Annotated in this window: 24 protein-coding genes; 3 read left to right on the forward strand and 21 right to left on the reverse strand. The window is 45.1% G+C overall.

The window, feature by feature from the left end:
• Positions 1 to 80 precede the first annotated feature (80 nt).
• Both R7E51_RS12855 and R7E51_RS12860 read left to right on the forward strand, forming a co-directional pair.
• Complete coding sequence (locus R7E51_RS12855; RefSeq protein ID WP_017820746.1) at positions 81 to 1,664, forward strand: lytic transglycosylase; 1,584 nt, start codon at positions 81 to 83, stop codon at positions 1,662 to 1,664.
• Positions 1,661 to 2,347: a YIP1 family protein gene (locus tag R7E51_RS12860; protein ID WP_005380375.1), complete on the forward strand. Its 687-nt coding sequence runs from the start codon at positions 1,661 to 1,663 to the stop codon at positions 2,345 to 2,347. The genes R7E51_RS12855 and R7E51_RS12860 overlap by 4 nt, the downstream gene beginning before the upstream one ends.
• 1 nt (position 2,348) lies before the next feature.
• On the opposite strand, the gene R7E51_RS12865 is transcribed toward R7E51_RS12860, so the two are convergent.
• The 21 genes from R7E51_RS12865 to rpsB all read right to left on the reverse strand — a co-directional run bounded on the left by R7E51_RS12865 (position 2,349) and on the right by rpsB (position 25,186).
• Complete coding sequence (locus R7E51_RS12865; RefSeq protein ID WP_054576285.1) at positions 2,349 to 3,194, reverse strand: endonuclease/exonuclease/phosphatase family protein; 846 nt, start codon at positions 3,192 to 3,194, stop codon at positions 2,349 to 2,351.
• Positions 3,195 to 3,334: 140 nt separating this feature from the next.
• A complete protein-coding gene (gene glnB, locus R7E51_RS12870) occupies positions 3,335 to 3,673 on the reverse strand; it encodes a nitrogen regulatory protein P-II (protein WP_005380372.1) in 339 nt (112 codons plus the stop codon).
• 186 nt (positions 3,674 to 3,859) lie between these two features.
• A complete protein-coding gene (locus R7E51_RS12875) occupies positions 3,860 to 4,174 on the reverse strand; it encodes a c-type cytochrome (RefSeq protein WP_064368713.1) in 315 nt (104 codons plus the stop codon).
• Between the two features lie 70 nt (positions 4,175 to 4,244).
• Entirely contained in the window at positions 4,245 to 5,555 is a 1,311-nt protein-coding gene (tilS, locus tag R7E51_RS12880) for a tRNA lysidine(34) synthetase TilS (RefSeq protein ID WP_064368714.1), read from the reverse strand.
• A gap of 106 nt (positions 5,556 to 5,661) precedes the next feature.
• A complete protein-coding gene (gene accA / locus R7E51_RS12885; RefSeq protein ID WP_005380365.1) occupies positions 5,662 to 6,621 on the reverse strand; it encodes an acetyl-CoA carboxylase carboxyl transferase subunit alpha in 960 nt (319 codons plus the stop codon).
• Positions 6,622 to 6,667: 46 nt separating this feature from the next.
• Entirely contained in the window at positions 6,668 to 10,147 is a 3,480-nt protein-coding gene (gene dnaE, locus R7E51_RS12890) for a DNA polymerase III subunit alpha (RefSeq protein ID WP_206957667.1), read from the reverse strand.
• 81 nt (positions 10,148 to 10,228) lie between these two features.
• Positions 10,229 to 10,864 carry a ribonuclease HII gene (gene rnhB, locus R7E51_RS12895; protein WP_033905509.1) on the reverse strand — a complete coding sequence of 212 codons (636 nt, stop codon included), beginning with the start codon at positions 10,862 to 10,864 and terminating at the stop codon, positions 10,229 to 10,231.
• A gap of 9 nt (positions 10,865 to 10,873) precedes the next feature.
• Positions 10,874 to 12,013, reverse strand: a complete 1,140-nt coding sequence (gene lpxB, locus R7E51_RS12900) for a lipid-A-disaccharide synthase (RefSeq protein WP_047102603.1) — start codon at positions 12,011 to 12,013, stop codon at positions 10,874 to 10,876.
• 119 nt (positions 12,014 to 12,132) lie between these two features.
• Positions 12,133 to 12,921 (reverse strand): acyl-ACP--UDP-N-acetylglucosamine O-acyltransferase, encoded by a 789-nt coding sequence (gene lpxA, locus R7E51_RS12905; RefSeq protein ID WP_005380357.1) that lies wholly within the window; start codon positions 12,919 to 12,921, stop codon positions 12,133 to 12,135.
• Position 12,922: 1 nt separating this feature from the next.
• Positions 12,923 to 13,375 carry a 3-hydroxyacyl-ACP dehydratase FabZ gene (gene fabZ, locus R7E51_RS12910; RefSeq protein ID WP_005380349.1) on the reverse strand — a complete coding sequence of 151 codons (453 nt, stop codon included), beginning with the start codon at positions 13,373 to 13,375 and terminating at the stop codon, positions 12,923 to 12,925.
• 232 nt (positions 13,376 to 13,607) lie between these two features.
• The gene (gene lpxD, locus R7E51_RS12915) at positions 13,608 to 14,639 is read right to left on the reverse strand and encodes a UDP-3-O-(3-hydroxymyristoyl)glucosamine N-acyltransferase (RefSeq protein WP_171343218.1); all 1,032 of its coding nucleotides are present in this window, start codon (positions 14,637 to 14,639) and stop codon (positions 13,608 to 13,610) included.
• Between the two features lie 6 nt (positions 14,640 to 14,645).
• Positions 14,646 to 15,155, reverse strand: coding sequence for an OmpH family outer membrane protein (locus R7E51_RS12920; protein WP_005391804.1), 510 nt, complete (start codon positions 15,153 to 15,155; stop codon positions 14,646 to 14,648).
• Positions 15,156 to 15,168: 13 nt separating this feature from the next.
• On the reverse strand, positions 15,169 to 17,583 hold the full coding sequence (gene bamA, locus R7E51_RS12925; protein WP_005391802.1) for an outer membrane protein assembly factor BamA: 2,415 nt from the start codon (positions 17,581 to 17,583) through the stop codon (positions 15,169 to 15,171).
• A gap of 44 nt (positions 17,584 to 17,627) precedes the next feature.
• Complete coding sequence (gene rseP / locus R7E51_RS12930) at positions 17,628 to 18,986, reverse strand: sigma E protease regulator RseP (protein ID WP_005380334.1); 1,359 nt, start codon at positions 18,984 to 18,986, stop codon at positions 17,628 to 17,630.
• A complete protein-coding gene (gene ispC, locus R7E51_RS12935) occupies positions 18,986 to 20,191 on the reverse strand; it encodes a 1-deoxy-D-xylulose-5-phosphate reductoisomerase (protein ID WP_017820752.1) in 1,206 nt (401 codons plus the stop codon). The genes rseP and ispC overlap by 1 nt, the downstream gene beginning before the upstream one ends.
• Before the next feature lie 50 nt (positions 20,192 to 20,241).
• On the reverse strand, positions 20,242 to 21,084 hold the full coding sequence (locus R7E51_RS12940; RefSeq protein WP_005385351.1) for a phosphatidate cytidylyltransferase: 843 nt from the start codon (positions 21,082 to 21,084) through the stop codon (positions 20,242 to 20,244).
• Between the two features lie 12 nt (positions 21,085 to 21,096).
• Entirely contained in the window at positions 21,097 to 21,852 is a 756-nt protein-coding gene (locus tag R7E51_RS12945) for an isoprenyl transferase (RefSeq protein WP_005380331.1), read from the reverse strand.
• A gap of 96 nt (positions 21,853 to 21,948) precedes the next feature.
• Entirely contained in the window at positions 21,949 to 22,506 is a 558-nt protein-coding gene (frr, locus tag R7E51_RS12950; RefSeq protein ID WP_005380330.1) for a ribosome recycling factor, read from the reverse strand.
• A gap of 100 nt (positions 22,507 to 22,606) precedes the next feature.
• Complete coding sequence (gene pyrH / locus R7E51_RS12955) at positions 22,607 to 23,332, reverse strand: UMP kinase (RefSeq protein ID WP_005380329.1); 726 nt, start codon at positions 23,330 to 23,332, stop codon at positions 22,607 to 22,609.
• 147 nt (positions 23,333 to 23,479) lie between these two features.
• Positions 23,480 to 24,325, reverse strand: coding sequence for a translation elongation factor Ts (gene tsf, locus R7E51_RS12960; RefSeq protein ID WP_005380328.1), 846 nt, complete (start codon positions 24,323 to 24,325; stop codon positions 23,480 to 23,482).
• A 132-nt stretch (positions 24,326 to 24,457) separates the two neighbouring features.
• Positions 24,458 to 25,186, reverse strand: coding sequence for a 30S ribosomal protein S2 (rpsB, locus tag R7E51_RS12965; RefSeq protein WP_005380327.1), 729 nt, complete (start codon positions 25,184 to 25,186; stop codon positions 24,458 to 24,460).
• Between the two features lie 384 nt (positions 25,187 to 25,570).
• On the opposite strand from rpsB, the gene map reads away from it, so the two are divergent.
• On the forward strand, positions 25,571 to 26,449 hold the full coding sequence (gene map, locus R7E51_RS12970; protein ID WP_005380326.1) for a type I methionyl aminopeptidase: 879 nt from the start codon (positions 25,571 to 25,573) through the stop codon (positions 26,447 to 26,449).
• Positions 26,450 to 26,544 lie beyond the last annotated feature (95 nt).

The raw sequence follows: 26,544 nt of genomic DNA on the forward strand, positions 1-26,544 counted from the left end.
CTATTATCTTGCGACTGCCACGCACATTACGTTGCGCGACAGGCAGGTGAAGATAAACAGGCCCTAAATAGGCTGAATCCATGCGTTTGAAGTATACTTGGGCGTTGGCGTTGTTATTATCTGGCTGTCAATTGACTCAGTCAGATTCAACGTCTTCTACACCAGAAACCAATAAATCTGAGCAGACTGCAAAGCAAAATGCAGTAAAAGCTCAACCGGGCAATAAATCGTCACTAGCAAAAAAATCCGCTAACGACGCGCCTAAAGTTCTCTCCCCCCAAGAACAAGAAGATGTGTGGCAACGTATCGCCATGCAGCTGGACATGGATATCCCAAACCACAAGAAAGTGGACTACTACCGTACGTGGTATTTAAAGCACCCAAATCACCTTTACACGGTATCTAAGCGTGCGACTCCTTTTCTATACATGATCACAAAACGTATCGAAGAGCGCGGACTCCCAATGGAGCTTGCATTACTTCCTGTAGTGGAAAGTTCATTCGATGCCTTTGCCTACTCACATGGCAGCGCGGCTGGGTTGTGGCAATTTGTCCCAGGCACCGGAAAAATGATGGGATTAGAGCAAAACTACTGGTATGACGGTCGCAGAGATGTGGCAGCAGCAACGGATGCAGCGCTGGACTACCTAGTACAACTAAACGAGCGTTTTGATGGTAACTGGGAACATGCAATCGCCGCTTATAACAGCGGTGGAGGCCGAGTTTCTAGCGCAATTCGTAAGAATAAAAAGCTCGGTAAACCTATCGATTTCTTCTCATTAGACTTACCAAAAGAGACCAGCAGTTACGTTCCTAAGCTATTGGCCTTGGCTGACGTTATCGCAAACCAAGACAAGTACGGACTTAATATTCCTGCAATTCCAAACAAGCCTGTTCTAACGCTTGTTGATCCAGAAGAGCAGTTAGATCTGGCTATTGCCGCAGATTATGCCGGCATTAGCGTAAAAGAGTTGCAGAGTTACAACCCAGCATACAACCAGTGGTCGACAGCGCCTGAGGGGCCGCACCAACTTTTGATTCCCGTAGAGAAAAAAGAGACTTTTCTCACCAAGGTGGAGAAAAATCGCGGTAAAGGGATGAAGGTCGCTCGCTACAAGGTGAAATCTGGTGACTCTTTAAGCGTGCTAGCTAATAAATACGGCACAACCACGAAAGTCATTCGACGTGCCAACGGCCTATCGAATAACAACATTCGTATTGGTCAATACCTATTGATTCCGACATCAACAAAAGACGATGCAAAATATGCATTAACGGCACAAAACCGATTAAACAAGACTCAATCTCGTGCTCGTGGTCAACTCAAGCTCACCCATGTCGTTCAGTCTGGAGAAAGTTTGTGGTCAATCGCACGTAACAATAAAGTGTCGTATAAATCGTTAGCTAAATGGAATGGTATGGGCCCTAAAGATCCATTGCGTGTGGGTCAAAAGCTAGTGATTTGGAAAGACTCAGACAAAGGTTCTGTGATCCGTACCGTTTTCTACAACGTTCGCTCTGGCGACACCATTAGCGGCATTGCAAGCAAGTTCAAAGTAAAAACGAACGACATCGTGAAATGGAACTCGCTACACAAGAAAAAATACTTACAACCAGGTCAAAAGCTTAAGTTGTACGTTGACGTAACGAAGGTAAGTGTATGAACCCATCAAGCAATCCACTTGTGATGCTGTTGGACATTTTTCGTTCTCCAACATCTTGTTTTCTTGCGCTTTATCAACGCGGTGGATGGGGATGGCAACCGTTCATCTTCCTGATGCTTAGTCCGTTTTTATTCTGGGGTGCTTACTTTTCGAATGTCGATTTCACGTGGCTCAGTGACCAACTTGCTGCGCAATTTCAGCAAATCGACCCGAAGCAGATTGAGCTATTAGAACCAAACACGCTAATGGCAAGCGCGATCATCAATGATGTATTCAACCGCTTTGCCACCTTACTATTGCTCGCGCTTTGGTTCTTTCTTGCAACAAAGGCAAGCAAACAACAATACGGTTACTGGAAATGGTTTGCCGCATCGTGTGCTATCTTATTCCCAGCAGTATTGGGCGATGTAGCAAGCTACGCGAGCTTGCTACTCAAGCATGGTCAGGTAATGACTTACGCTGCAGATTTAAATAGCCTCAATGGTCTGTTAAAGCTGCCTCTTACTAACGAATGGTCTCATTTCGCTAGCTCGTTACCTTTGCTTCTGCCTTGGTACATTGTGCTCGGCTACGGCGTTGTACTGACGTGGACGGAGTTTGAACGTGGCCAAGCTTTGGTGATTGCAAGCCTGCCATGGGTATTCTTCTACGTTATTTGGGCACTTTATATTGTGGTAACCTAAGCTAGTCATTTAACGTAAATGACAATAACAATGGGTTATGATCGGAAGCGTCGCTCTGCGGCGCTTTTGCGTACTTAAGCGTCAGACCTCGGTAAAACACATGGTCCAGTGGTAACCCTGTTATAAATTGGACTCGATGATCCGGCAAGAACGTCACCTCTTGTAAGTCCGCAGCCTTTAAGGCCTGCCTCATCGCATTAACGCGAGATTCACTCCAGCTATTGAAGTCTCCAGCAAATAGAATTGGCCCCACATGATGCTTTAAAAGCATTTCAAGCGCCGTTAACTGAGATATATACTCTTTTGTACCTACGGTGAAGTTAATCGCATGTACATTCACCACTGCGAGTTTCTCGCCATTACTCAAGTGATACTGGCTATATAATGCAGACTTAGGTAAGCGAAGCCACGGCTCTTTAGAGGTGTAAGCGCAGGCTTTTTCTGGTTGCCCTTGAGCAATACTAATTACACCGGCACCGCTACCCAGCGCCTTAAAAGCACTCACTTGATTACTAACCCAGCGACCATCCACCAACCACTGTTTAAATGATGGTGTCATGCTGGCTTCTTGCAATAACAGCAGCTGCTTATCAGCAGAGAATTCATTGAGTGCACTTTGCCAATTCGTTCGGTTCTGTTTGTAGATATTCCAGACAAGTACATTGATTTCACCGCCCTGATCCAGAGCTTTTGAGCCGCTAAATTCGATACACCTAATATCCTGCGTCAACTCTGAGCCTCTTTGAGTAATGATTTGCGGCTGATCTGGTACGGTGAAAATAACCTGGAAGCCGACCAATACCGCCATAATAAGAAAAGCTAACGCCAGAAAAAAACGCTTAAACATACGACAAACCTGAATGTAGGCACCCGAAATCTAGAACAACCAATCTCGGGTTAAATGATTTCACTAATAAGCAAACAACAAAAAAGGAGCCACTTGGCTCCCTTTTAGCATAATAAATACGAAACAGGTGACAAGAAACCTTAGATCGCGTCTTCGTCTTCTTCACCAGTACGAATACGAACCACACGCTCAATGTCAGTGACGAATATCTTACCATCACCAATCTTACCAGTTTGCGCGGTTTCAATGATTGTCTCTACGCATTTATCAGCCACATCTTCCGTTACAACGATTTCGAGCTTCACTTTAGGTAGAAAGTCCACCATATACTCTGCACCACGGTAAAGCTCTGTGTGACCTTTTTGGCGACCAAAACCTTTCACTTCAGAGACAGTCATCCCTGTAATGCCAACTTCAGCTAGCGCTTCTCGAACATCATCCAGTTTAAATGGCTTGATAATCGCTTCAATTTTTTTCATGTTCATCCCTTAAGCTTCAATCGATTGCGCTTATTATCGTTTAGCGTTTCGCAACATTCAATGTTTGTCTCTGATTCACCAGCGAAAATCCAGGCTGAGCAAATTAACATAGCGAATATCGTGAGTTGATAAAACTCAATGAGGACTGCTCAATGCCCAATCGTCCAAGCTTTTTCAGACTCGCGTTTACTTCAAACTTGCGTAGTAAGTCGCTAGGTTAGCGATATCTTCATCAGACAACAATGAAGCTTGAGCTTGCATCACAGCAGCAAGCCCACCTGTTCGCTCTTTATTTTTATAAGCTTTAATTGAACTGATAATATATTGCTCATTTTGCCCTTTCAGATTTGGGTAACCCGGAATGACAGCAATACCATCAGCGCCATGACACGCCGCGCATACTCCCGACTTTGCTTGACCTGCTGCAGCATCTCCCGCAGCTAGAGCCTGCCCACTGAACATGGTTAACGCCACCATTGCACCCATGATTGTTTTCTTCATTGCTTCACCTAATCAATTATTATTTAAGGATTTTTATATTTTATAATCGACATTGTGGCATGAATTTTCATTACCTGCGCCAAATAAGTTCACAATCTTGACCATTAAACGCCTGATCAACGAACAGATCTGCCACAGCAACGACTCGGTCTTGGTACATTAAAATCGGAATTTGACGACGCAGCCAGCTTGGCACATTGTATTCTTGGAATAACTTCTTCAGTTTTCGACTATGATTACGCATGGTTGGATGCGCTGATAAGCCTTCCGGATTGAAGGTCACGCGAAGCAATTCTGGCTGACTCGGTAGCGCAATCGTTGCGTTGCTAGAACTCGTCGTTAAGGTCAGCTCCCCGAGTCCCTCAGGCAGCGACAAAGTCGCATCAACTTGAATCGTACTTTGCCACTTAGTGACATCAGCCGTTTCCGTTACCCAATAGAGACGATTTCGAAAACGGCGCACTTCACCTTGTTTAAGTTGTAGTTTGGGGTTGGCATCTTGCTGAGCTAATGCCACTTCATTCCAGATAAGATTGAGTTGTACCTGAGTCGGCATACTAGTATTAAGCTTAGACAGCCACATACGAATCAAGCGCGCACGCGCTAATCCACTGTGCTTAGCCAGTTCTTCAATACTCAAACTTAGATCCGTTTGTAAAGCGCGTTCAAACACCGCGCTCAATAGTTCATCCAATAGCGCTTCTTGTTGAGCACATAAGTTTGCACTGCGCTGAACCGCTTGATGGATACTCGGCCAACGACCAGACAATTCAGGAATAACACAATGACGAAGAAAGTTACGATCATAACGGGTATCTTGATTGCTTTCGTCTTCCACCCACTCCAAGCCTAATTTAGTAGCGGCGTCTTCGATGGTCTTCCGCTTGATAGTAAGCAATGGTCGAACTAGAGATCCGCCAGAAAACGGCATACTCTCCGCCATCGAAGATAACCCTTTAGGCCCGCTGCCGCGCTTAAGCGCAAGGAGAAAAGTCTCTATTTGATCGTCGGCATGTTGACCAGTCAACAGTATATCGCCTTCTTGAATGTACTTAGTTAAGGCTTGGTAGCGAGCTTCACGAGCAAGAAGTTCAATACTTTCACCATTGCTGATGTCTAAGCTCACTCGCTCAATCGAGCACGATATCCCCACTTGTTGTGCCCAAAGTAAGCATTTATCGGCCCAATTATCGGCATTCGAGCTTAAACCATGGTGCACATACACAGCGTGACACTCTACAAAGTGCGCTTGTTGGTAGCGACTGAGTAATTCGAGTAAAAGACGTGAATCCACTCCTCCGCTAAACGCCAAGACAACCTTAGTGCCTGATTGATAGTAGCGGCCGAGAACTTGAGCAAAATGCAGGTAAAGCGATTCCATAAGCGATCCGATAGGTACAAAAAAGGGCTGGACTCTCATCCAACCCTTTCTATTTTAACTGTTATCACTTGAGATATCAGCTAACGCTTAATAGCAATCACCGAAATTAACAGTAACCGTAGCTCATTAGGCGCTGGTAACGACGTTCACGTAGCGTCTCTTCATCCAATTGTTCTAGATCTTCTAGCTGACGAAGTAGTGTTGCTTTCATATTCGCTGCCATTTGAACATGATCGCGATGAGCGCCACCTAGTGGCTCTTCAATGATTTCGTCGATCAGTTCAAGCTCTTTAAGACGAGGAGCAGTTAGGCCCATTGCCTCTGCCGCTTGTGGCGCTTTGTCTGAATCACGCCATAAGATTGAAGCACAACCCTCAGGAGAAATTACTGAGTACGTAGAGTACTGAAGCATGTTCACGTAGTCGCCTACACCGATTGCTAATGCACCACCAGAACCGCCTTCACCGACAACGTTACAGATTACTGGTACTTTAAGACCAGACATCACTTTTAGGTTTTTCGCGATAGCTTCAGATTGACCACGTTCTTCTGCGCCCACACCTGGGTATGCGCCAGCCGTGTCAATAAATGTGATGATCGGCATGTTGAAACGCTCTGCCATTTCCATCAAGCGTAGAGCCTTACGGTAGCCTTCTGGTTTCGGCATACCAAAGTTACGTTTCACCTTTTCTTTGGTCTCACGACCTTTTTGGTGACCAATGATCATCACAGGGCGGCCTTCAAGGCGAGCCATGCCACCCACAATCGCTTTGTCGTCTGCAAACGCGCGGTCACCCGCTAATTCATCAAACTCCTCAAAAGCGTGTTGGATGTAATCCAGCGTGTAAGGACGTAGTGGGTGACGAGCCAGTTGAGCTGTTTCCCATGCACCTAGGTCACTGAAGGTTTTTTTCTTCAGCTCTAAGCTTTTCTTCTCAAGCTGTTCGATTTCTTTATCCAGGTCAATCGCAGAATCACCACCGTGACGAGAGACATCACGTAATGCTTCAATTTTCGCTTCTAGTTCTGCAATTGGCTTTTCAAATTCAAGAAAGTTTAGGCTCATCTATGAATCCTTGTTTACTCAGCGTCTAACATATTGCGCTGAATTTTTAGTTAAATTCGAGTTCTACCTGGCTTTTGCCAAGCAACTGTTTTAAATCGTCGAGTAATGTATCACTTGGCGTAACTCGCCACTCGGTGCCCAATGTTAACCGCGCTCTGGCGTCGGCACGCTGGTAGTATACATTGACGGGTACGGTTCCGGCTTTGTGCGGTTCTAAAATACGGCTGAACTGCTCAAAAAACTGATCGTTGATCTGATTTGCATCTATCGATACCGACAAACCACGAGCGTATTTCTCGCGCGCACTGCCGAGATCCATAACTTCACGCGCCGACATTTTAAGGCCACCGTTGAAGTCATCAAAGCTGACCTGTCCAGAAACGACCAAAATTCTGTCTTTTTCGAGAAGTTCAGCGTATCGATCCAGTGCACCTGAGAACAACATCACTTCCATGCGACCACTTCGGTCATCCAGTGTCATAATGCCAATTCGTGTACCACGCTTAGTCGTCATTACACGAGCGGCAATAACCAGGCCGGCTACCGTGACAGATTGGTCGCGGCGAGTGGGCGTTGCGTCTTTTAGTCGACAACTGGTGTATTTGTTTAGTTCCTTTACGTAGGCGTTAATTGGGTGCCCTGTCAAATATAGACCTAGGGTATCACGCTCGCCCTCTAACCACACTTTTTCTGGCCAAGGCGGAACCTGCGTATACTTATGCTCTACTTCTTCAGGTGCATCCGTTAGCACACCAAACATATCCGTTTGACCAAACGCCTCAGCTTGGTGATGTTGACTTGCTGCTTTTACCGCATCATTGAGTGACGCCATCATCGCCGCACGGTGTGGGCCTAGTCGATCCAACGCGCCCGCGTAAATCAGCTTCTCTATCACTCGTTTATTGACGCGTTTTAGATCAACTCGAGCACAGAAATCAAATAGGTCTTTAAAGTGACCACCTTTATTTCTCGCCTCAAGAATCGCATCGATAGGGCCCTCACCAACCCCTTTTATCGCACCAATACCGTAAACAATTGCGCCATTTTCATCAACATTAAAGCGATATAGGCCAGAGTTGATGTCTGGTGGCAGCACGGTAAGCTTCATACGGAAACACTCATCGACCAAGCCAACGACTTTTTCCGTATTATCCATATCGGCTGTCATTACCGCAGCCATAAATTCGGCAGGATAATGTGTTTTCAGCCAAAGAGTTTGATAAGAAACCAATGCATAAGCAGCAGAGTGCGATTTGTTAAAACCATAACCGGCGAACTTCTCTACCAAGTCGAAGATTTTCATCGCCAACTCGCCATCGATACCGTTCTTTATCGCACCTTCTTCAAAGATAGCACGTTGTTTTGCCATCTCTTCTGGCTTTTTCTTACCCATTGCACGACGAAGCATGTCCGCACCACCTAGCGTGTAACCTGCTAAGATCTGCGCAATCTGCATTACCTGCTCTTGATACAGGATGATGCCGTAGGTTGGATCAAGCGTCTCTTTTAGCGACTCGTGTTGCCACTTTTCATCTGGATAAGAGATCGCTTCTCGACCATGTTTACGGTCGATAAAGTTATCTACCATGCCCGATTGCAAAGGACCCGGACGGAAGAGTGCTACCAATGCGATAATGTCTTCGAAACAGTCTGGCTGAAGTCGTTTGATCAGCTCTTTCATGCCTCGAGATTCAAGCTGGAATACTGCTGTCGTTTCAGAGTTTTGCAACAAACGGAAAGAGGCAGGGTCTTCTAACGGTATGGATTCAATTTGAACCGGTTCTTTCCCTTCTCGCTCTAGGCGTGGGTTAATCAGTCCTAACGCCCAGTCAATAATGGTTAAGGTACGTAAACCCAAGAAGTCAAACTTAACTAGGCCAGCGGTCTCAACATCGTTTTTATCAAATTGAGTAACCGGAAAGTGACCTTCAGCGTCTGCATAAATTGGCGCAAAATCGGTAATTGTTGTAGGTGAAATTACAACACCACCAGCGTGTTTACCGGCGTTTCGCGTACAGCCTTCCAAAATATGACACATGTCGATGAGTTCTTTAACTTCCTCATCGGCCTCATACAATTCAGGTAGTGCAGGTTCAGCTTTAAACGCTTTATCTAGCGTCATGCCTGGATCGGGCGGGATCAGCTTTGAAATACGATCAACAAAACCAAATGGGTGGCCCAATACGCGACCAACGTCACGGATTACCGCTTTTGCCGCCATGGTACCAAACGTGATGATCTGAGATACCGCGTCGCGACCGTACATTTCCGCAACGTGGTCAATAACCTGGTCACGTTTATCCATACAGAAATCGACGTCGAAATCGGGCATCGAAACACGTTCTGGGTTCAAGAAACGTTCGAACAGCAAGTCATATTCTAGTGGATCCAGATCGGTGATTTTTAGTGCGTAAGCCACCAAAGAACCAGCACCGGAACCACGTCCAGGACCTACAGGAATTCCATTATCTTTTGACCACTGGATGAACTCCATTACGATCAAGAAGTAACCAGGAAACCCCATTTGGTTGATAACATCTAGCTCTATCTGAAGACGTTCATCATATTCAGGGCGGCGACGTTTTCTCTCTTCCTCATCTGGAAATAGGAACTCTAAACGCTCTTCCAACCCCTCTCGGGATTTCATGACTAGGAACTCAGTCTCTTTCATCCCTTCGGTTGGGAAAGCTGGTAGGAAGTACTCACCTAAGCGCACAGTCACGTTACAACGCTTCGCTATCTCGACACTGTTTTCTAACGCTTCAGGAATATCAGCAAACAGCTCACACATTTCTTCTTCTGTACGAAGATATTGCTGCGGACTGTAGTTTTTTGGCCTACGCGGATCTTCTAATGTGTAACCATCGTGAATCGCTACGCGTATTTCATGAGCATCAAATAGGTCAGGACTCAGGAATACAACTTCATTGGTCGCCACTACTGGCAAGTCCTGCTGCTCTGCCAATTCAACCGCAAAGTGAAGATAAGTTTCTTCATCTGGACGACCGGTACGAAGTAGCTCAAGATAAAAGCGATCTGGAAAATGCTGTTTATAGAAATCAACACACCCTTGCACTATTTGACGGTTGCCTTTCAAAAGGCCGCGACCAATTTCCCCGCTTTTACCGCCGGATAATACAATCAGGCCTTCAGACATTTCAGCCAACCAGGCTTTGTCAATCACTGGGTAGTGTTGAACATGTCCACGTAAGTACGCTTTTGATATCAATAACGTCAGGTTCTTATAACCTACATTATCCGCCGCAAGCAAAGTCACTTGTGTCAGCTCTTCACCAAACTCGTCCGACTGCATTTTAAAGTCAGCACCAATGATCGGTTTAACACCACTGCCATGCGCCGTACCGTAAAACTTCACCAAACCACATAGGTTGGTAAAGTCGGTCAACGCCATTGCGGGCATACCGAGCTCAGCAACTTTCTTTACAATTGGCGGAACTTTGTTGAGGCCATCCACCATCGAGAAGTCACTATGAACACGCAGGTGGATGAATTTGGGATCTGACATTAACAGGTACCGTGTAACTCTATTTTGTTGGGGATTCTAACCTAAAGAGGTTGGGTTTATAACACCAATTAGATCGTTTGATTATTCTATGCCTAACGCTTTTTTTACTGGCTTGAAACTCTTGCGGTGTTCACTGATCACTCCGTGTTGCTCAATCGCTTCAAAGTGCACTTTAGTTGGGTAACCTTTGTGCTTCGCGAAGCCAAATTGTGGATGAAGTTTATCCAACTCTTCCATCTCTTGGTCACGCACGACTTTGGCAATAATTGAAGCCGCACTGATTTCGGCAACACGTAGATCGCCTTTTACTACAGCTTGAGCATCCATTGGCAGCTCCGGACAACGGTTACCATCAATCAACACCAAATCAGGTTGAACCTGTAACCCCGCCACTGCACGCTGCATCGCAACCATAGTCGCCTGCAAAATATTCAGTTGATCGATTTCTTCAGGAGAACAACGCCCGACCGCCCACGCCAATGCTTTTTCTTTGATTTCAGGAAGCAACGCCATGCGTTTCTTTTCGGTCAATTTTTTCGAATCGTTCAACCCTTCAATAGGATTGTTAGGATCAAGGATAACCGCAGCGGTGACGACGTCTCCCACCAAAGGGCCACGTCCTACCTCGTCGACTCCGGCCACAAGCTGGTAACCTTGCGGATATTCAAACGGAGGGAGTTCAACTTTGGTTTTGGTCGCTTTTGGTTTAACAGCCATGATAAATCTCTATTTCTCAATCAGTTTTAGAACCGCGTTTGCGGCTTGTTGGTCCGCATCTTTACGAATCCAATGATGCATTTCCGTAAACTTATCTAACATCGGTTTATTGTCGCTTTCCAATAAGCGAGAAACCTCAGTAAACAAATTGTCTGGTGTGCACTCATCTTGTAGATATTCTTTGACGAGCTCATCATCCGCCAAGATATTCGGCAATGACACATACTTCGTTTTCAATAGACGTTTAGCTAAAAAAGCAGTAAATGCATTCACACGATAACCCACCACCATTGGACGCTTGAGAAGCATACACTCCAACGCTACGGTACCGGAGGCCAGCATCACGGCATCGGATGCGGTGATGACGTTGCGTGCGGTGTCATCAACTAACTTGAAGTCTAATTCTGGTGCGAGCACTTTCCATGCTTGTTCAAACTGCTCACGGCGTTTTTGATTAACAAGCGCGACAACAAACCCCAGTTCTGGAAATTTTTTATGGAGTAACTTGCAGGTTTCAATAAATGGCTCTGAGAGCATTTTTAACTCGCTACCACGACTGCCTGGCAGGACAGCAAGCCACTTTTTATCTTGTTCTAAACCAAGCAACTCACGTGCAGGCGCTTGTTCTGATTCTAGTGGGATGGCATCAGCCAAGGTATGACCAATGAACTCGCAAGGTACATTAAATTTGTCGTAGAACGCTTTCTCAAACGGAAGAAATGCTAGTACCAAGTTCGTTGCCGCTTCTATTTTAAAGATGCGCTTCTGACGCCAAGCCCAAACAGACGGACTCACGTAATGAACGGTTTTAATGCCCGCTTGCTTGAGGTCAAGCTCCAGGCGTAAGTTGAAGTCAGGAGCATCGATCCCGATGAAAACATCAGGCGGATTCTGAGTAAAATACTGAACGAGCTCAGCTTTCACTTTAAGAAGTCTCGGTAAGCGGCCTAAAACCTCGACTAATCCCATCACCGCAAGCTCTTCCATATCAAACAGAGACTCGCAACCTTGGGCTATCATTTTCGGACCGCCAATGCCTACGAACTCTGCGTCTGGATATTGTTGCTTTACTGCTTTGATAAAGCCTTCACCTAGCGTATCGCCAGACAATTCTCCGGCAATGATGCCAATACGTAATGGTCTTTCCATATCTACTTCGCTATTTTTCCTGTGCGCTATGGATAACGGTTTGCCTTATCCATAAAACACAAAAAGATCGTAACCTCAAATTCGGTCACGATCTTTTTATTTATTGGTTCATTCGCCAATTAACGAATAATGCCACGTTCCGTCGTTTCCAGAATATCTGAGAAACGCTTCACTGCTGGCCACTCTTGAGCCATTTCAGCTAGAATAGGCTTCACTTCTTCTAGCGTCTTACCTGAACGGTAGATTTCTTTATACGCTTTTTGTAGCGCACGAATCTCTGGTTTCTCAAAGCCATTACGCTTCAAGCCAACAAGGTTCAAGCCGAATGGAGTAGCGTGGTTACCTTGCGCGAGTACATAAGCTGGGACATCTTGCACCACAGCTGAACAGCCGCCAATGTAAGCGTAAGCGCCCACTGTACAAAACGGATGAATCGCAGACAGTGCCATCACACCGGCATAATCATCAACTGTAACGTGACCACCAAGAATCGAGTTATTACCGATATGAGTATGGTTACCAATAACAACATCGTGCGCAACGTGTGCATTCACACATAATAAGTTGTCATCACCAATGATCGTGGTTGCTTTGTCTTGCACTGTGCCGCGATGAACTTGGACCGCTTCACGAATGACGTTACGATCACCGATAACCACAGTTGTGTCTTCACCACCGTATTTTTTGTCTTGGTTTTCTTCACCAATGACAGCATGTGGGAAAATACGGTTATCTTTGCCAATAGTTGTGTGACCTTTGATCACAACGTGAGACATCACTTCTGTGCCTTCACCAATTTCAACCGTAGAGGTGATGTACGTAAAAGGACCTACTGTTACGTTAGCACCAATTTTGGCGCCCTCTTCTACCACCGCTGCCGGGTGGATTTTAGCGGTTTCATGAATCATATTAAAACTCTCGACGAGCACACTTCAGTTCTGCAGAACATACTACTTCGCCGTCAACTTTTGCTACACCGCTAAATGCAGCAATGCCACGACGTTCTTTCAGAAATTCTACCTCAATAACCAATTGGTCGCCCGGAACCACTGGTTTACGGAATTTCGCGCCGTCTACGCTTGCAAAGTAGTACAGTTCATTTTCTGTTGGTGCACCAAATGATTTAAATGCAAGTAAGCCTGTTGCCTGAGCCATTGCTTCTAAAATCAAAACACCTGGGAATACTGGTAGTTGAGGAAAGTGACCTGTGAACTGAGGTTCGTTAACCGACACGTTTTTAATCGCGTGAAGGTACTTCTCTTCTTGGAAGTCTATCACTCGGTCGATCAATAAGAATGGGTAGCGATGAGGTAGTAGCTCTTGAATTTCAGAGATGTTCATCGTTTTCTTTTCAGTAGTCAAAGTCGTCTTCCTATATCAATTTTTTGCCGCCAAGATGGCAAACGTGGCAACAGGTCGTAAAGCCGAATCGCTTTACAATATACTAGCAAAATACGCACCATCTTGGAGTTAAATCTACTTAGAGCGCGTCATTATAGAAGAAAAAGACCCGCATTTCGCGAGTCTTCGTACAGAATATGGAACTAGAGCTTGTTAGCCTTCGTGTTAAATACAGAGCGAAAGATAACTTGTTCTAAATTTCTTCTTTCTGTTCCAGCTGTTTTTCAACCGCTTTTAGGCGCTTATTCATCTCATCAATACGGTGAACTCGAGTTGCGGTCTTACGCCACTCTCTGTTCGTTTGTAGTGGAATACCTGATGAGTAAAGGCCTTTTTCTTCGATACTGCGCATTACCATGCCCATACCTGTAATCGCCACACCATCTGCGATAGTGATATGGCCATTCAGAACAGACGCGCCGCCAATCTGGCAGTACTTACCAATTTTTGTACTGCCTGCGACAATAGTACCACCAGGCATCACGGTACCATATCCGATCTGCACGTTGTGCGCGATTTGAAGTTGGTTATCCAGAATGACATTGTCTTCAATGATAGTATCTTCGAGTGCACCGCGGTCAATCGTAGTACAAGCACCAATCTCAACGCGGTTACCGATACGCACTGAACCAAGCTGAGGAATTTTAATCCACTCGCCTTTGTCATTAGCGTAACCAAAGCCATCAGAGCCAATGACGGTACCCGATTGAACGAGACAGTCATCACCCAATGACACTTCATGGTAGATAGTGACATTAGCCCAAAGCTTGGTGTTATTCCCTAGCTTGGCGTTCTTACCGATAAAACAACCAGCGCCAACGCTTACGTTATCGCCGAGTTCTACGCCCGTTTCAATCACAGCATTAGCGCCGATTGTAACGTTCTCACCCATCTTAACGTCAGCGGCAATCACAGCACTTGGTGCAATATCGTCTGCCGGTGTTGGTGTGGTATCCATCGCTTGGACCACACGAGCAAATGCGACATAAGGGTCTGAAACCACTAGCGCACTTCCAACGCATTGATCTTTATGCTCAGCCTTTACCATAACAACGGTAGCTTGGCACTCAGAAAGGTGTTTTGCGTATTTTGGGTTAGACAAGAAGGTTACGTCACCTTCTTGTGCTTTATCCATTGGAGCAACACGGCTTACAACGAGAGACTCGTCACCAAACAGCTCACCCCCGGTAATTGTCGCCAATTCGGCTAATGTTAATGTCTTCATAACTTCTTATTTTAGAGCTTTAATTACGTCTTCAGAAATATTGTATTCTGGCTTGCCGTACTGCAAAGCAGAGATATCAATCACAAGATCGTAACCATTTTTGTCTGCGACTTTCTTAACTGCATCTTGAATCGTTTTGAAAAGCTTCGCTTTTTCTTCAGCTTCACGACGCGCACTTGCTTTTTCAAGTGCTTGTGCTTTCACTTTGTACTCGCTGTCTAGCTTCGCGATATCGATACGTAGCTTTTCAACTTCGTCTTGACCCAAAAGCTCGCCGTCACGTTGTAGCTTCTCAATCTTTGTTTTAGCTTGTGCTTGGATTGACTTCAGTTCATCAGCTTTGCTTTTGAAGTCTTTCTGCATTTTTTGTAGTACAACTTCACGTTGAGGAAGAGCTTGAAAAACTTGAGCTGTATTTACGTAAGCAATTTTCTGTGCAGCTTCTGCCGCATTTGCAAACATTGAAGAGCTCAGTACAAGAAGGCCAATCCCAGCCGCTTTGATCATTTTATTCAAAATATTTTCCTCTTTAGAAAGTTCTACCGATAGTGAATGTGAAGAACTCTTCATCATCGCCATCAAATTTCTTAATTGGTTTCGCTAGTGAGAAGACTAGTGGCCCCATTGGAGACATCCACTGCAACGCCGCACCGTAAGAAGAGCGGTAGTTGGTTGGATCTGAGTAATCGTAGTAGTAACGGTCACCATATTCCGCACCTGAATCGCGGTAGTCGAACTCCGTATCCCAAACACTTGCCATATCAAAGAAGATACTGGTACGAATTTGGTTTTGTACTTCTTCTGATGCAAATGGTGTTGGGACAATCAACTCAACACTTGCTAGCGCTACGGCGTTACCACCAACAGAGTCATCTGTTGCTGTATCTGCGCCATTATTTGAACCAGATGTATCACGGTAAACCGCTTTAGGACCAACAGAGTTTGAGCCAAAGCCACGAAGCGATGTAAAGCCACCTGCGTAGTAGTTTTCGTAGAATGGGAACAAGTTATCGTTACCATCCGTCTGACCGTAACCATTACCGTAACCTAAGCGGCCACGGAACAAGAGGGTAAACTCGTGCTTTTTAGTCAATGGCACATACTGGCGAACATCGTACTGCATTTTGAAGTATTGAACGTCAGAGCCAGGTACGGTCATTTTATAGAATGCACGCTGATGGTTACCTGCCGTAGGGAAATAGCCACGGTTTAAGTTATTACGTGTCCAAGAGATATTGAAGTCGAAGTCGTTTGTGTTCAACGCTCCACTAGAATCAATGTTGTCTGCTTGTGCTCGTAAGAACTGCTCTACCTGCAAGTAAGGCGATAAGTTACCGATCTTGTTGTGCGTATAACCGACACCGAATTCAAAACGGTTCAACTCATCGAATGGGAAGCCCCACGTTAAGCTCGCGCCATAGCTTTCGTTGGTATAGTCAACGATATTGGCTTCTTTCGCTTCAAATTCGTTATAGAAAACCTTACCACCCAAGCTTACACCGTCTAAGTTCCAGTACGGATCACGGTAATCAAGACTGATGTTTTTCTGGTAGTCATTCATCATCGCGTTGATACCAACACGGTTACCGCTACCAATAAAGTTATCTTGTTGCAGGCCAACCTGGAAGCTCACACCCGATTCTGTACCGTAGCCAACACCGAAGTTAACGCTACCAGAGTTCGCTTCTTTGACAGAATAAACTAGGTCAACTTGATCATCACTACCAGGAACTCGAACCGTCTGTACTTCAACATTTTCAAAGTAGCCCAAACGATTTAGACGAGTTTTACCCGTTTCAATCGATTTCGAGTTCAACCAACTGCCTTCCATCTGACGCATTTCACGACGAAGGACTTCATCTTTGGTTGAGTTATTACCCGTGAAGCGAATATCACGAACATAAATTCGGTTACCCGGGTCTACGTTAACGACCAAAGAAACTTCTTGATTCTCGTCGTCAAACTCTGGAATGGTATTCACTTGAGGATAAGCATAACCGGACTCACCAAGCACACGCTTAATCCCTTCTTCCATTGAAGTCACCAACGAGCCGTTGTATGTCTCATTGTCTTCAAATGGCACAAGTCTTTCGAACGTCGCTTCCTCACCAATCAAATCACCACGGAACTTCACGTCCTTAACGGTGTAAACCTCGCCCTCTTCTAGACCAAGAGTAATGTATACCCCTTTCTTGTCAGGAGAGATTGCAACTTGTGTCGAATCAACGTTAAATTTTAAGTAACCACGATCCAGGTAGAATGATTTGAGTGCTTCAATATCACCTGCAAGAACTTGCTTTTGATACTTTTCATCAGAAAGGAAATTCCACCACGGCACATCAACATTTAAGTTAAAGCGCGAAAGCAGTTCTTCATCACTGAACACTTCATTACCGATAAAGTTGATTTGCTGAATTTTTGCCGACACACCTTCAGTAAAGACAAACTTAAGATCAGAACGATTACGTGGTAGTGGAGTCACCACCGCTTTTACTGTTGCGTTGTATTTACCTACGCTGTAGTAAAAGTCTTCTAAGCCTTTTTCAATGTTGCTTAGCGTGGTGCGGTCAAGCGCTTCACCTTCACGAACGCCAGACGCGTTCAGGTTTTCTTGTAGCTGCTCGTCCTTGATTGCTTTGTTACCTGAAAAAGAGATGCTTGCAATGGTAGGACGTTCTTTGACTTGAACCATCAGAACACCACCGTCACGCAACACTTTCACATCTTCAAAGTTACCAGATGCATACAGGGCGCGGATAATTTCTGCAACATCGCCTTGGCCAATGGTATCACCGACACGTACAGGCATTTTCAACAATGCAGCACCCAGTGCTACACGCTGCAATCCATCGATTTCAATATCTTGAACTACGAAGTTCTCTGCTCCATTTGCAGATACACTGGTCGCCAGTAAACTTGCAAATAGAATTCGCTTAATCGCCATACTTGTTCTAATTATTCCTTGCTACTGCTTTTGTCTCTGAACTATCACAGACGAGTAAAATCATTAAATAGCGCTAACGCCATGAGCGAGAAGATGATCGCACCACCAATTCTAAAGCCCATTTCCTGCACTTTCTCAGGAACAGGACGTCGAATGACTGCTTCAATTGCAAAAAACAACAAATGACCGCCATCCAACATTGGTAAAGGAACGAGATTAATAATACCTAGGTTAACACTAATTAGAGCGAGAAAACCTAAAAAGTAGACCAAACCATAATCTGCTGTCGCGCCTGCGCCTTTGGCTATTGATATTGGTCCACTCAGATTATTCAGACCAACGTCTCCAACAATAAGCTTCTTAAGCATGCTGATTGTCAAACCAATGACTTGGCCAGTTTTGTCTACTGCTTTACCTATTGACTCGAATACACCAAACTGAAGATCGAAGCGATAACTTTCTGGCCATTCTGCGACTTTAGGTGCAATACCTGCAAAACCAACGACTTCTTTGTTAGCTAGCTCACGGCTACCGGGCGTCAGCGTCAATGTTTGCTCATAACCCTGACGTAACACCGTCAATTCAAGCGGTGTATCAGGATTAGAACGAACCGCTTCAACTACTTGCTTCCATTCGGTCACGCGTTGTTGACCAATTGCGACAACCTCATCACCTGGAAGCACACCGGCTTTTTCCGCCGCTCCACCTTGCGAGACCTGCTCGATAACTCGATACACCTCCGGTGTATACGGAGCAAAACCTAACGACTGCATCGCTGACTGAGTTTCTGGGTCGAACTTCCACTCACGTAAATCGAGCGTTTTCGTTACTTCTGAACCAACTTCATTCGCTGACGTTAGTGTTACCGTCATCAAATCATCGCCAATATGAGAAATCAATCCCATATTTACTGATTCCCAATCCGGAGTTTTGATACCAGATATCGATTTAAGTTCCATTCCAGATTCAATTCCAGCTTCCGCAACAATCGAATTGGGCGTAACTTCACCAATTACAGGCTTAACTGCTGGGATACCAATTAGAAATACCAGCCAATAGGCAAAAATTGCGAAAAGAAAATTAAAGATGGGGCCAGCCGCAACAATAGAGGTTCGCTTCCATAACGGCTTCTTATCAAACGCTAGGTGCTTCTCATGCTCTGGCACCTCATCGACACGGCTATCAACCATTTTCACATAGCCGCCGAGAGGGATCATTGAGATGCTGTACTCCGTTCCGTCTTTGCCTACTTTACTCCAAATAGACTTGCCGAAACCGATTGAAAACTTTTCAACTTTAACGCCGCAACGGCGAGCAACCCAAAAGTGCCCAAATTCGTGCACGGCAACAAGAATGCCCAGTGCGACGATAAAAGAAATGAGATTCCACAATATACCAGTCATCAGCTACGCTCGCGTATGGTTTCTAGGGCAATAGTTCGTGCCATTCTATCTAGCTCGAGCAAGCTTTCCAAGCTATTCGCATTCTCAGCTTTGCAGCTTGCGTTGATTTTATTCAACACAGACTCATTGATGCGAGCAATATCGGTAAAACCTAGTCTGTTATTTAAAAATGCATCAACAGCGACTTCATTAGCTGCATTCAATGCCGTTGTTGCGTGTTGACCTTCATAACAAGCATCAATTGCGAGTTTTAAACATGGGTAACGAGCAAAGTCAGGCTGCAAAAACGTCAGCTCACCAACTTTCGTGAAGTCTAGCGGCTTAACCCCAGCTTCTACTCTTGACGGGTATGACATGGTGAGCGCAATTGGCGTCGCCATATCCGCTTCTCCCATTTGTGCCAAGACCGAACCATCACGATACTGAACCATAGAATGAATCACAGATTGAGGATGAATAACCACCTTCAGTTGTTCGCGAGCAGCATTAAATAGCCACTTAGCTTCGATATACTCAAGGCCTTTATTCATCATCGTGGCAGAATCAACAGAAATTTTTGGCCCCATCGACCAGTTTGGATGAGCGATCGCCTGAGCGGGTGTCACCTGCTCCAGTTCTGCGATGTCAGTGTAACGGAAAGGACCACCAGATCCAGTCAACAAAATATGAGAAATGCCATGTTCTTGTAAATTGCAACGACCTAGATTGGTTTGTACTTGCTGTGGTAAACATTGGAAAATGGCGTTGTGTTCACTGTCGACGGGAAGTAGCTCTGCGCTAAATTCTTCTACAGCATCAATAAATAGCTGGCCTGACATTACAAGTGCTTCTTTATTTGCCAACAAGACTCGCTTACCTGCTTTCACGGCAGCCATGGTAGGCAATAAGCCAGCGGCTCCTACAATAGCAGCCATTACACTGTCGACCTCGTCCAGCGAAGCTATATGACATAGCGCATCAGTACCACCTAGCACTTCGGTACCTGGCGAAACCGAGTGTAGCTCAGCTTGAAGTTGAGACGCCGCAGCTTTATCTGCCATGACCGCATATTTAGGTTGCCACTGACGACATAGACCGATCATCTTTTCAACGTTAGTGCTTGCCGCTAAGGCAACGACAGAAAACAGATCTGGGTTTTGTTCGACCACTTTAAGCGTGCTTGCACCAATTGATCCAGTAGCACCAAGAATCGTTAACTTTTGCATGTTGTAAGACCGTTAGAAAGCTCAGGAGCGACGACGCCGCTCCTGATAAATTAGAATACGTAGTAAAGAAGAGCAAAAACTGGGAATGCTGCGGTTAGGCTGTCGATACGATCTAGCACACCACCGTGCCCTGGGATAATGTTACTGCTGTCTTTAATGCCTGAGACACGTTTGAACATACTTTCAACCAGATCACCAAGCACTGAAATAACGACAGTAACCAGCGTAATCAGCACCATATGGACAGGGCTAGTGAACTGGATATCGAACCAATCAGCAAATGCCCACGCTACGATTAATGCCGTGATAATGCCACCAATTAGCCCTTCAATGGTTTTATTGGGGCTTACATGAGGAGCCATCTTACGTTTGCCTAAGCTTTTGCCTGCAAAGTAGGCGCCGCTATCTGCAGCCCATACCAAGAAACAAACGTACAACACAAGCTTTGCGCCGTGGTATGGATCTACAGTGATGTCATACGCTCTGAGAATAATCACACTCCAAAGGAATGGGATTAATGTCAGAAAACCAAATACATGACGTAAAACAAAATTACTTTGCCAAGATTTCGTCGTTTTGGGGTAAGTAATCGCCATTAAGCTAGCAATAATCCACCAAACAAAACCAATACCCAAGACGACATAATGAGGTGTCGTTAAGTGATTGAGGCTATATGCATCAGGCGAGATGTATAGAAAACTAAGTCCGGTAATAATGATTGCCGGCACAAGGGCAGCAATGCGAGAGTTGCTTCCTGTAAACTGAGTCCACTCCCAAAAACCTAATAGCGTTATTGCAGTTAAAGCGGCAATAAAGCCCATTAGCGGTAATTTAAAAATGCCTAAAATAACCAGGGGAGCTAAAATTAGTGCTGTTATTATTCTCTGTTTCAAACTAACTAGTCCTTATTGAGCTGCCATCAATGCCTTTATTTGTTCACCTGTACAGCCAAAACGACGTTCTCGGTTGATAAACCAAGTTACAGCTTCTACCAAACTGTCTTCATCGAATTCTGGCCAGTACTCTGGTGTAAAGTACATTTCTGCATAAGCCATTTGCCACAACATAAAGTTGCTGATGCGGCACTCTCCACTGGTGCGAATTAAAAGATCCACTTCCGGTAGGTCTGCCATGGTCAAATGCTCAGTGATTAGCTGCTCATTGATATCCTCTACACGAATTTCACCGTTACGTGCTTTTAGCGCTAACGTTTTAGCAGCTTCTGTGATGTCCCATTTACCACCATAGTTGGCTGCAATGTTGATCACCATACCCGTGTTATCTGCCGTTAGGTTTTCTGCTTCTACAATTTTCTTTTGTAGACGCTCACTAAATCGACTGGTATCACCGATCACGCGCAACCGTAAATTATTTTTGTGTAGTTTTTTTACTTCACTAGACAGGACCGTGATAAACAGTTCCATCAAAAGACCCACTTCTTCCTCCGGACGACGCCAGTTTTCACTACTAAAAGCAAACAGCGTCATGGCTCTAATGCCTAGTTTTGAAGCAGCAGCCACGGTCTTACGAACGGCACTAACGCCTTTTTTATGACCAAATACGCGAGGTTTTCCTTTGGACTTAGCCCAACGGCCATTACCGTCCATAATGATGGCAATATGCTTAGGAAGGGAATCAGAGAAGGCTTGAGAATTTTGCATAGGGAGTTAATTGAGTTCCATCAGTTGGATAGACTAACATAAAAAAACGCTGAGCTGTGAGCACAGCGTTTTCCAACAGTGATGTGTGTGGGAGTATTAAACTTCCATCAACTCTTTTTCTTTTGCAGCAAGAACTTCATCGATCTTCTTAACTGCAACGTCAGTTAGCTTTTGAATTTCGTCTTGTGCTTTACGGTCTTCATCTTCAGAGATTTCTTTATCTTTTAGAAGCGCTTTAAGATCGTTGTTTGCGTCACGACGGATGTTACGAACAGCAACACGACCACCTTCAGCTTCACCACGAACGATCTTAACTAGGTCTTTACGACGCTCTTCCGTTAGCGGTGGAAGTGGAACGCGGATGATAGTGCCAGCTGACATAGGGTTTAGACCAAGGTCAGACGTCATGATCGCTTTTTCTACTTTCGGCGTCAGCTCTTTATCAAAAACCGTGATTGCAAGTGTACGCGCATCTTCAGCAATAACGTTTGCTACTTGGTTTAGAGGTGTTGCTGCACCGTAGTATTCTACAGAAATACCAGATAGTAGGCTTGGGTGTGCACGACCTGTACGAATTTTAGAAAGGTTGTTCTTAAGCGCTTCAACGCTTTTATCCATGCGCTCTTGCGCGTCTTTTTTGATTTCGTTAATCACAGTTTCACCTTAAAAATGTCATCTTTCCTGAAGAAAGCCTAAAACGGTTGAGCAAAGCAAGCACCACCCTAACGCTTTGGAGTGGCACCTTAAGCCAAGCTTATTCGTTGATGAGCGTGCCTTCTGCTTCGCCCATAACCACGCGACGTAGTGCGCCTGGCTTGTTCATATTAAATACGCGGATTGGCATTTTGTGGTCACGAGCTAGCGTAAACGCCGCCAAGTCCATAACTTTCAGCTCTTTATCCAGAACTTCTGCATAAGATAGCTTATCATACAGCTCTGCGTCTGGGTTTGCTACAGGGTCAGCAGTAAATACACCATCAACTTTCGTCGCTTTTAGTACGACATCCGCTTCAATTTCGATACCACGTAAACAAGCAGCAGAATCCGTTGTAAAGAACGGGTTACCAGTACCAGCAGAGAAGATGACAACTCGGCCTTGGCGAAGCTCACGGATCGCATCAGCCCAATTATAGTCGTCACATACGCCTTTTAGAGGGATTGCAGACATAACGCGCGCATTTACGTATGCACGGTGAAGAGCATCACGCATCGCCAGGCCATTCATTACTGTAGCAAGCATACCCATGTGGTCACCAACTACGCGGTTCATACCAGCTTCAGCTAGGCCTGCACCACGGAACAAGTTACCGCCACCGATAACTACACCAACCTGAACACCCAGTTCAACCAGTTCTTTAACTTCTTGTGCCATACGATCAAGGACCGCAGGATCAATACCAAAACCGTCTTCACCTTGAAGAGCTTCACCACTCAGTTTTAATAGAATACGTTGATACGCTGGTTTAGGGTTCGTAGTCATGGAGTTTACCTTCCAAAGAGAGTTGTTGATTAACAGTCATGAATAGACACAACTTCAGTTATGGCTATTCATCACGGCTAATCGTTCACTGCTCATAAAAAGACCGCAGCCTTGGCTACGGTCTAATCTTTATACAGTCTCTAAGGATTAACCTTTTTGAGCTGCTGCAACTTCTTCAGCGAAGCTCATTTCTTCTTTCTTCTCGATACCTTCACCTACTTCTAGGCGAACGAACGTAGAAACTGAAGCGCCTTTTTCTTTCAGCATTTCGCCTACAGTTTTCTTAGGCTCCATGATGAAAGCTTGACCTGTTAGAGAGATCTCGCCAGTGAATTTCTTCATGCGGCCAACAACCATCTTCTCAGCGATTTCAGCAGGCTTGCCTTCGTTCATTGCGATTTCAACTTGAACCGCTTTCTCTTTTTCTACTACGTCAGCTGGTACGTCTTCTGGGTTAACGAACTCTGGCTTAGAAGCAGCAACGTGCATTGCAACGTGCTTAAGAGTTTCTGCGTCGCCTTCACCAGCAACAACAACACCGATTTTCTCACCGTGACGGTAAGAAGCGATTGCAGTGCCTTGAACGTATTCTACGCGACGGATAGTGATGTTTTCACCGATTTTAGCTACTAGAGCTACACGTGCGTCTTCGAATTGTGCTTGTAGTTCTTCAACAGAAGCTTTTGAAGCTAGAGCTGCAGCTGCAACTTCTTCTGCGAATGCAGTGAAGTTACCGTCTTTAGCAACGAAGTCAGTTTGGCAGTTAACTTCAAGAAGAACAGCAACGCCGTTTTCTTCTTTGATGATGATTGCGCCTTCAGCTGCAACGTTACCAGCTTTCTTAGCTGCTTTCGCTGCGCCAGATTTACGCATGTTTTCAATTGCTAGTTCGATGTCAGCGTTTGCTTCTACAAGCGCTTTCTTACATTCCATCATGCCAGCGCCAGTACGCTCGCGAAGTTCTTTAACTAGAGCAGCAGTTACAGTTGCCATTCTGTCTTCCTCGTTTGATTCGAAATAAGGTAAAAAACAGGGGCCTAACATTGTCGGCCCCCATTGCTAACTATAACTTAGTTTATGCTACACAAAGGTTTCACATAGACCAAGTGTGACACAGAGCCGCTATTATTCAGCTTCTACGAAACCGTCTTTTTCAGCAACTGCAGCTACGTCTTTGTTACGACCTTCAGATACTGCTGAAGCAGCAGCGTTCAGGTATAGCTGTACAGCGCGGATCGCGTCGTCGTTACCTGGGATTACGTAGTCAACGCCGTCTGGGTTAGAGTTAGTATCTACCACAGCGTATACTGGAATACCTAGGTTGTTAGCTTCTTTAATTGCAATGTGTTCGTGATCAGCGTCGATTACGAATAGAGCGTCTGGTAGGCCGCCCATGTCTTTGATACCACCAAGAGATTTCTCTAGCTTCTCCATTTCGCGAGTACGCATTAGAGCTTCTTTCTTAGTTAGTTTGTCAAAAGTACCGTCTTGAGATTGAGTCTCTAGTTCTTTTAGACGCTTGATAGACTGACGAACTGTTTTGTAGTTTGTAAGCATACCGCCTAACCAGCGGTTGTTTACGTAAAACTGGTTGCTTGCGATTGCAGCTTCTTTAACAGCTTCAGATGCAGCGCGCTTAGTACCTACGAATAGAACCTTACCTTTCTTCTCGCCAACTTTAGCTAGTTCAGCTAGAGCGTCGTTGAACATTGGTACAGTTTTTTCTAGGTTGATGATATGAACTTTGTTACGAGCGCCAAAGATGAATGGCTTCATTTTTGGGTTCCAGTAACGAGTCTGGTGACCGAAGTGAACACCAGCTTTTAGCATATCGCGCATTGATACAGTTGCCATTTTAAAATCCTCTATGGGGTTAGGCCTCCACATTCCCCATAACTCCGACCAAGCTTCTGCTCAGCACCCCGGAATATGTGACGGAATGTGTGTGATTTAAAGATAAAAGGTTATTCGGATGAAGCTTGCTTCGCCGCTTAACTTTGCTAAACGAAGAGAACAGTCCTCTATTCCGGCGCGCTTTATACCATATTTTAGCTCACTGTGGCTAGTAAAAATTATTTCTTCACCGAGCCACTTTCTCCTATTTATAAGCAAAACTTTAAACATATGATCGAATTAAGAATGATGCATATTCCTATCTAACTTGGGTTAACGCCCCGATGTCTGATAGAATGCGGCCATTCGCACGTTTACGTGCTTAGGAATAAGTAGAGAAAGCCAATGTCAATCAAGATTAAAACTGCTGAAGAAATAGAACGCATGCGCATTGCGGGCAAGCTAGCCGCAGAGATTCTAGAAATGATCGAACCACACATCAAAGTTGGTGTGACGACAGAAGAGTTAAACAAAATCTGTCATGAGTACGCTCTAGAAAAAGGCGCATACTCTGCTCCGCTTGATTACCATGGTTTCCCTAAGTCGATCTGTACTTCAATCAACCATATCGTATGCCACGGTATTCCAGCGGAAAAAGACGAAATCGGTAGCAACGGCCAAATGAAGCCGGCGGTACTAAAAGATGGCGACATCTTAAACGTTGATATTACCGTAATCGTTCCAAATGATGAGAATGCCGATCTGAGCGTGCGTCCTCAGGGGTACCATGGTGACACTTCTAAGATGTTCCTAGTCGGTGATGTTTCGCCTGCAAACAAACGTCTGTGCATGGTAGCTCAAGAAGCACTGTATGTTGGTATGCGCACCGTTAAGCCAGGTTCAACGGTTGGTGACATCGGTACAGCTATCGAGAAGTACATCAAAGAGAACAACAAGAACAATCCTCGCAACAAGTTTTCTATTGTGAAAGACTTCTGTGGTCACGGTATCGGCGATGAGTTCCATGAAGAACCACAAGTGGTTCATTACAAGAACAAAGACCGCCGCGTATTAAAAGAAGGCATGTGCTTTACTATTGAGCCGATGATTAACGCTGGTAAATTTGGTTGCTCTGTTGATGCACAAGATGACTGGACTGTTTACACGGGCGACGGCAAGAACTCTGCGCAATGGGAACATACCATTGTAGTAACAAAAGAAGGTTGTGAAGTACTAACGCTTCGTAGCGACGATACGATTCCTCGCCTAATGAAAAACGCGTAAAGCTGACGACCACTCGTTGTTTACTATATCCCTGCTTCGGCGGGGATATTTTTTATCTGCCGCAAATTTGTTAGATTGTTATTAGATTAGCTTGC

Source organism: Vibrio sp. Vb1166, assembly GCF_033338695.1.
GTDB classification, from domain to species: Bacteria; Pseudomonadota; Gammaproteobacteria; order Enterobacterales; family Vibrionaceae; genus Vibrio; species Vibrio alginolyticus.

Bases quoted from the DNA above. Each gene is read 5' to 3' on its own strand.
- ispC (WP_017820752.1), bottom strand. From the start codon at position 20,191: ATGCAAAAGTTAACGATTCTTGGTGCTACTGGATCAATTGGTGCAAGC.
- lpxB (WP_047102603.1), bottom strand. From the start codon at position 12,013: ATGGAAAGACCATTACGTATTGGCATCATTGCCGGAGAATTGTCTGGC.
- accA (WP_005380365.1), bottom strand. From the start codon at position 6,621: ATGAGCCTAAACTTTCTTGAATTTGAAAAGCCAATTGCAGAACTAGAA.
- R7E51_RS12945 (WP_005380331.1), bottom strand. From the start codon at position 21,852: ATGCAAAATTCTCAAGCCTTCTCTGATTCCCTTCCTAAGCATATTGCC.
- dnaE (WP_206957667.1), bottom strand. From the start codon at position 10,147: ATGTCAGATCCCAAATTCATCCACCTGCGTGTTCATAGTGACTTCTCG.
- rseP (WP_005380334.1), bottom strand. From the start codon at position 18,986: ATGACTGGTATATTGTGGAATCTCATTTCTTTTATCGTCGCACTGGGC.
- tilS (WP_064368714.1), bottom strand. From the start codon at position 5,555: ATGGAATCGCTTTACCTGCATTTTGCTCAAGTTCTCGGCCGCTACTAT.
- R7E51_RS12855 (WP_017820746.1), top strand. From the start codon at position 81: ATGCGTTTGAAGTATACTTGGGCGTTGGCGTTGTTATTATCTGGCTGT.
- R7E51_RS12875 (WP_064368713.1), bottom strand. From the start codon at position 4,174: ATGAAGAAAACAATCATGGGTGCAATGGTGGCGTTAACCATGTTCAGT.
- bamA (WP_005391802.1), bottom strand. From the start codon at position 17,583: ATGGCGATTAAGCGAATTCTATTTGCAAGTTTACTGGCGACCAGTGTA.
- R7E51_RS12860 (WP_005380375.1), top strand. From the start codon at position 1,661: ATGAACCCATCAAGCAATCCACTTGTGATGCTGTTGGACATTTTTCGT.
- pyrH (WP_005380329.1), bottom strand. From the start codon at position 23,332: ATGACTACGAACCCTAAACCAGCGTATCAACGTATTCTATTAAAACTG.
- R7E51_RS12865 (WP_054576285.1), bottom strand. From the start codon at position 3,194: ATGTTTAAGCGTTTTTTTCTGGCGTTAGCTTTTCTTATTATGGCGGTA.
- glnB (WP_005380372.1), bottom strand. From the start codon at position 3,673: ATGAAAAAAATTGAAGCGATTATCAAGCCATTTAAACTGGATGATGTT.
- rnhB (WP_033905509.1), bottom strand. From the start codon at position 10,864: ATGGCTGTTAAACCAAAAGCGACCAAAACCAAAGTTGAACTCCCTCCG.
- map (WP_005380326.1), top strand. From the start codon at position 25,571: ATGTCAATCAAGATTAAAACTGCTGAAGAAATAGAACGCATGCGCATT.
- lpxA (WP_005380357.1), bottom strand. From the start codon at position 12,921: ATGATTCATGAAACCGCTAAAATCCACCCGGCAGCGGTGGTAGAAGAG.
- tsf (WP_005380328.1), bottom strand. From the start codon at position 24,325: ATGGCAACTGTAACTGCTGCTCTAGTTAAAGAACTTCGCGAGCGTACT.
- rpsB (WP_005380327.1), bottom strand. From the start codon at position 25,186: ATGGCAACTGTATCAATGCGCGATATGCTAAAAGCTGGTGTTCACTTC.
- lpxD (WP_171343218.1), bottom strand. From the start codon at position 14,639: ATGAAGACATTAACATTAGCCGAATTGGCGACAATTACCGGGGGTGAG.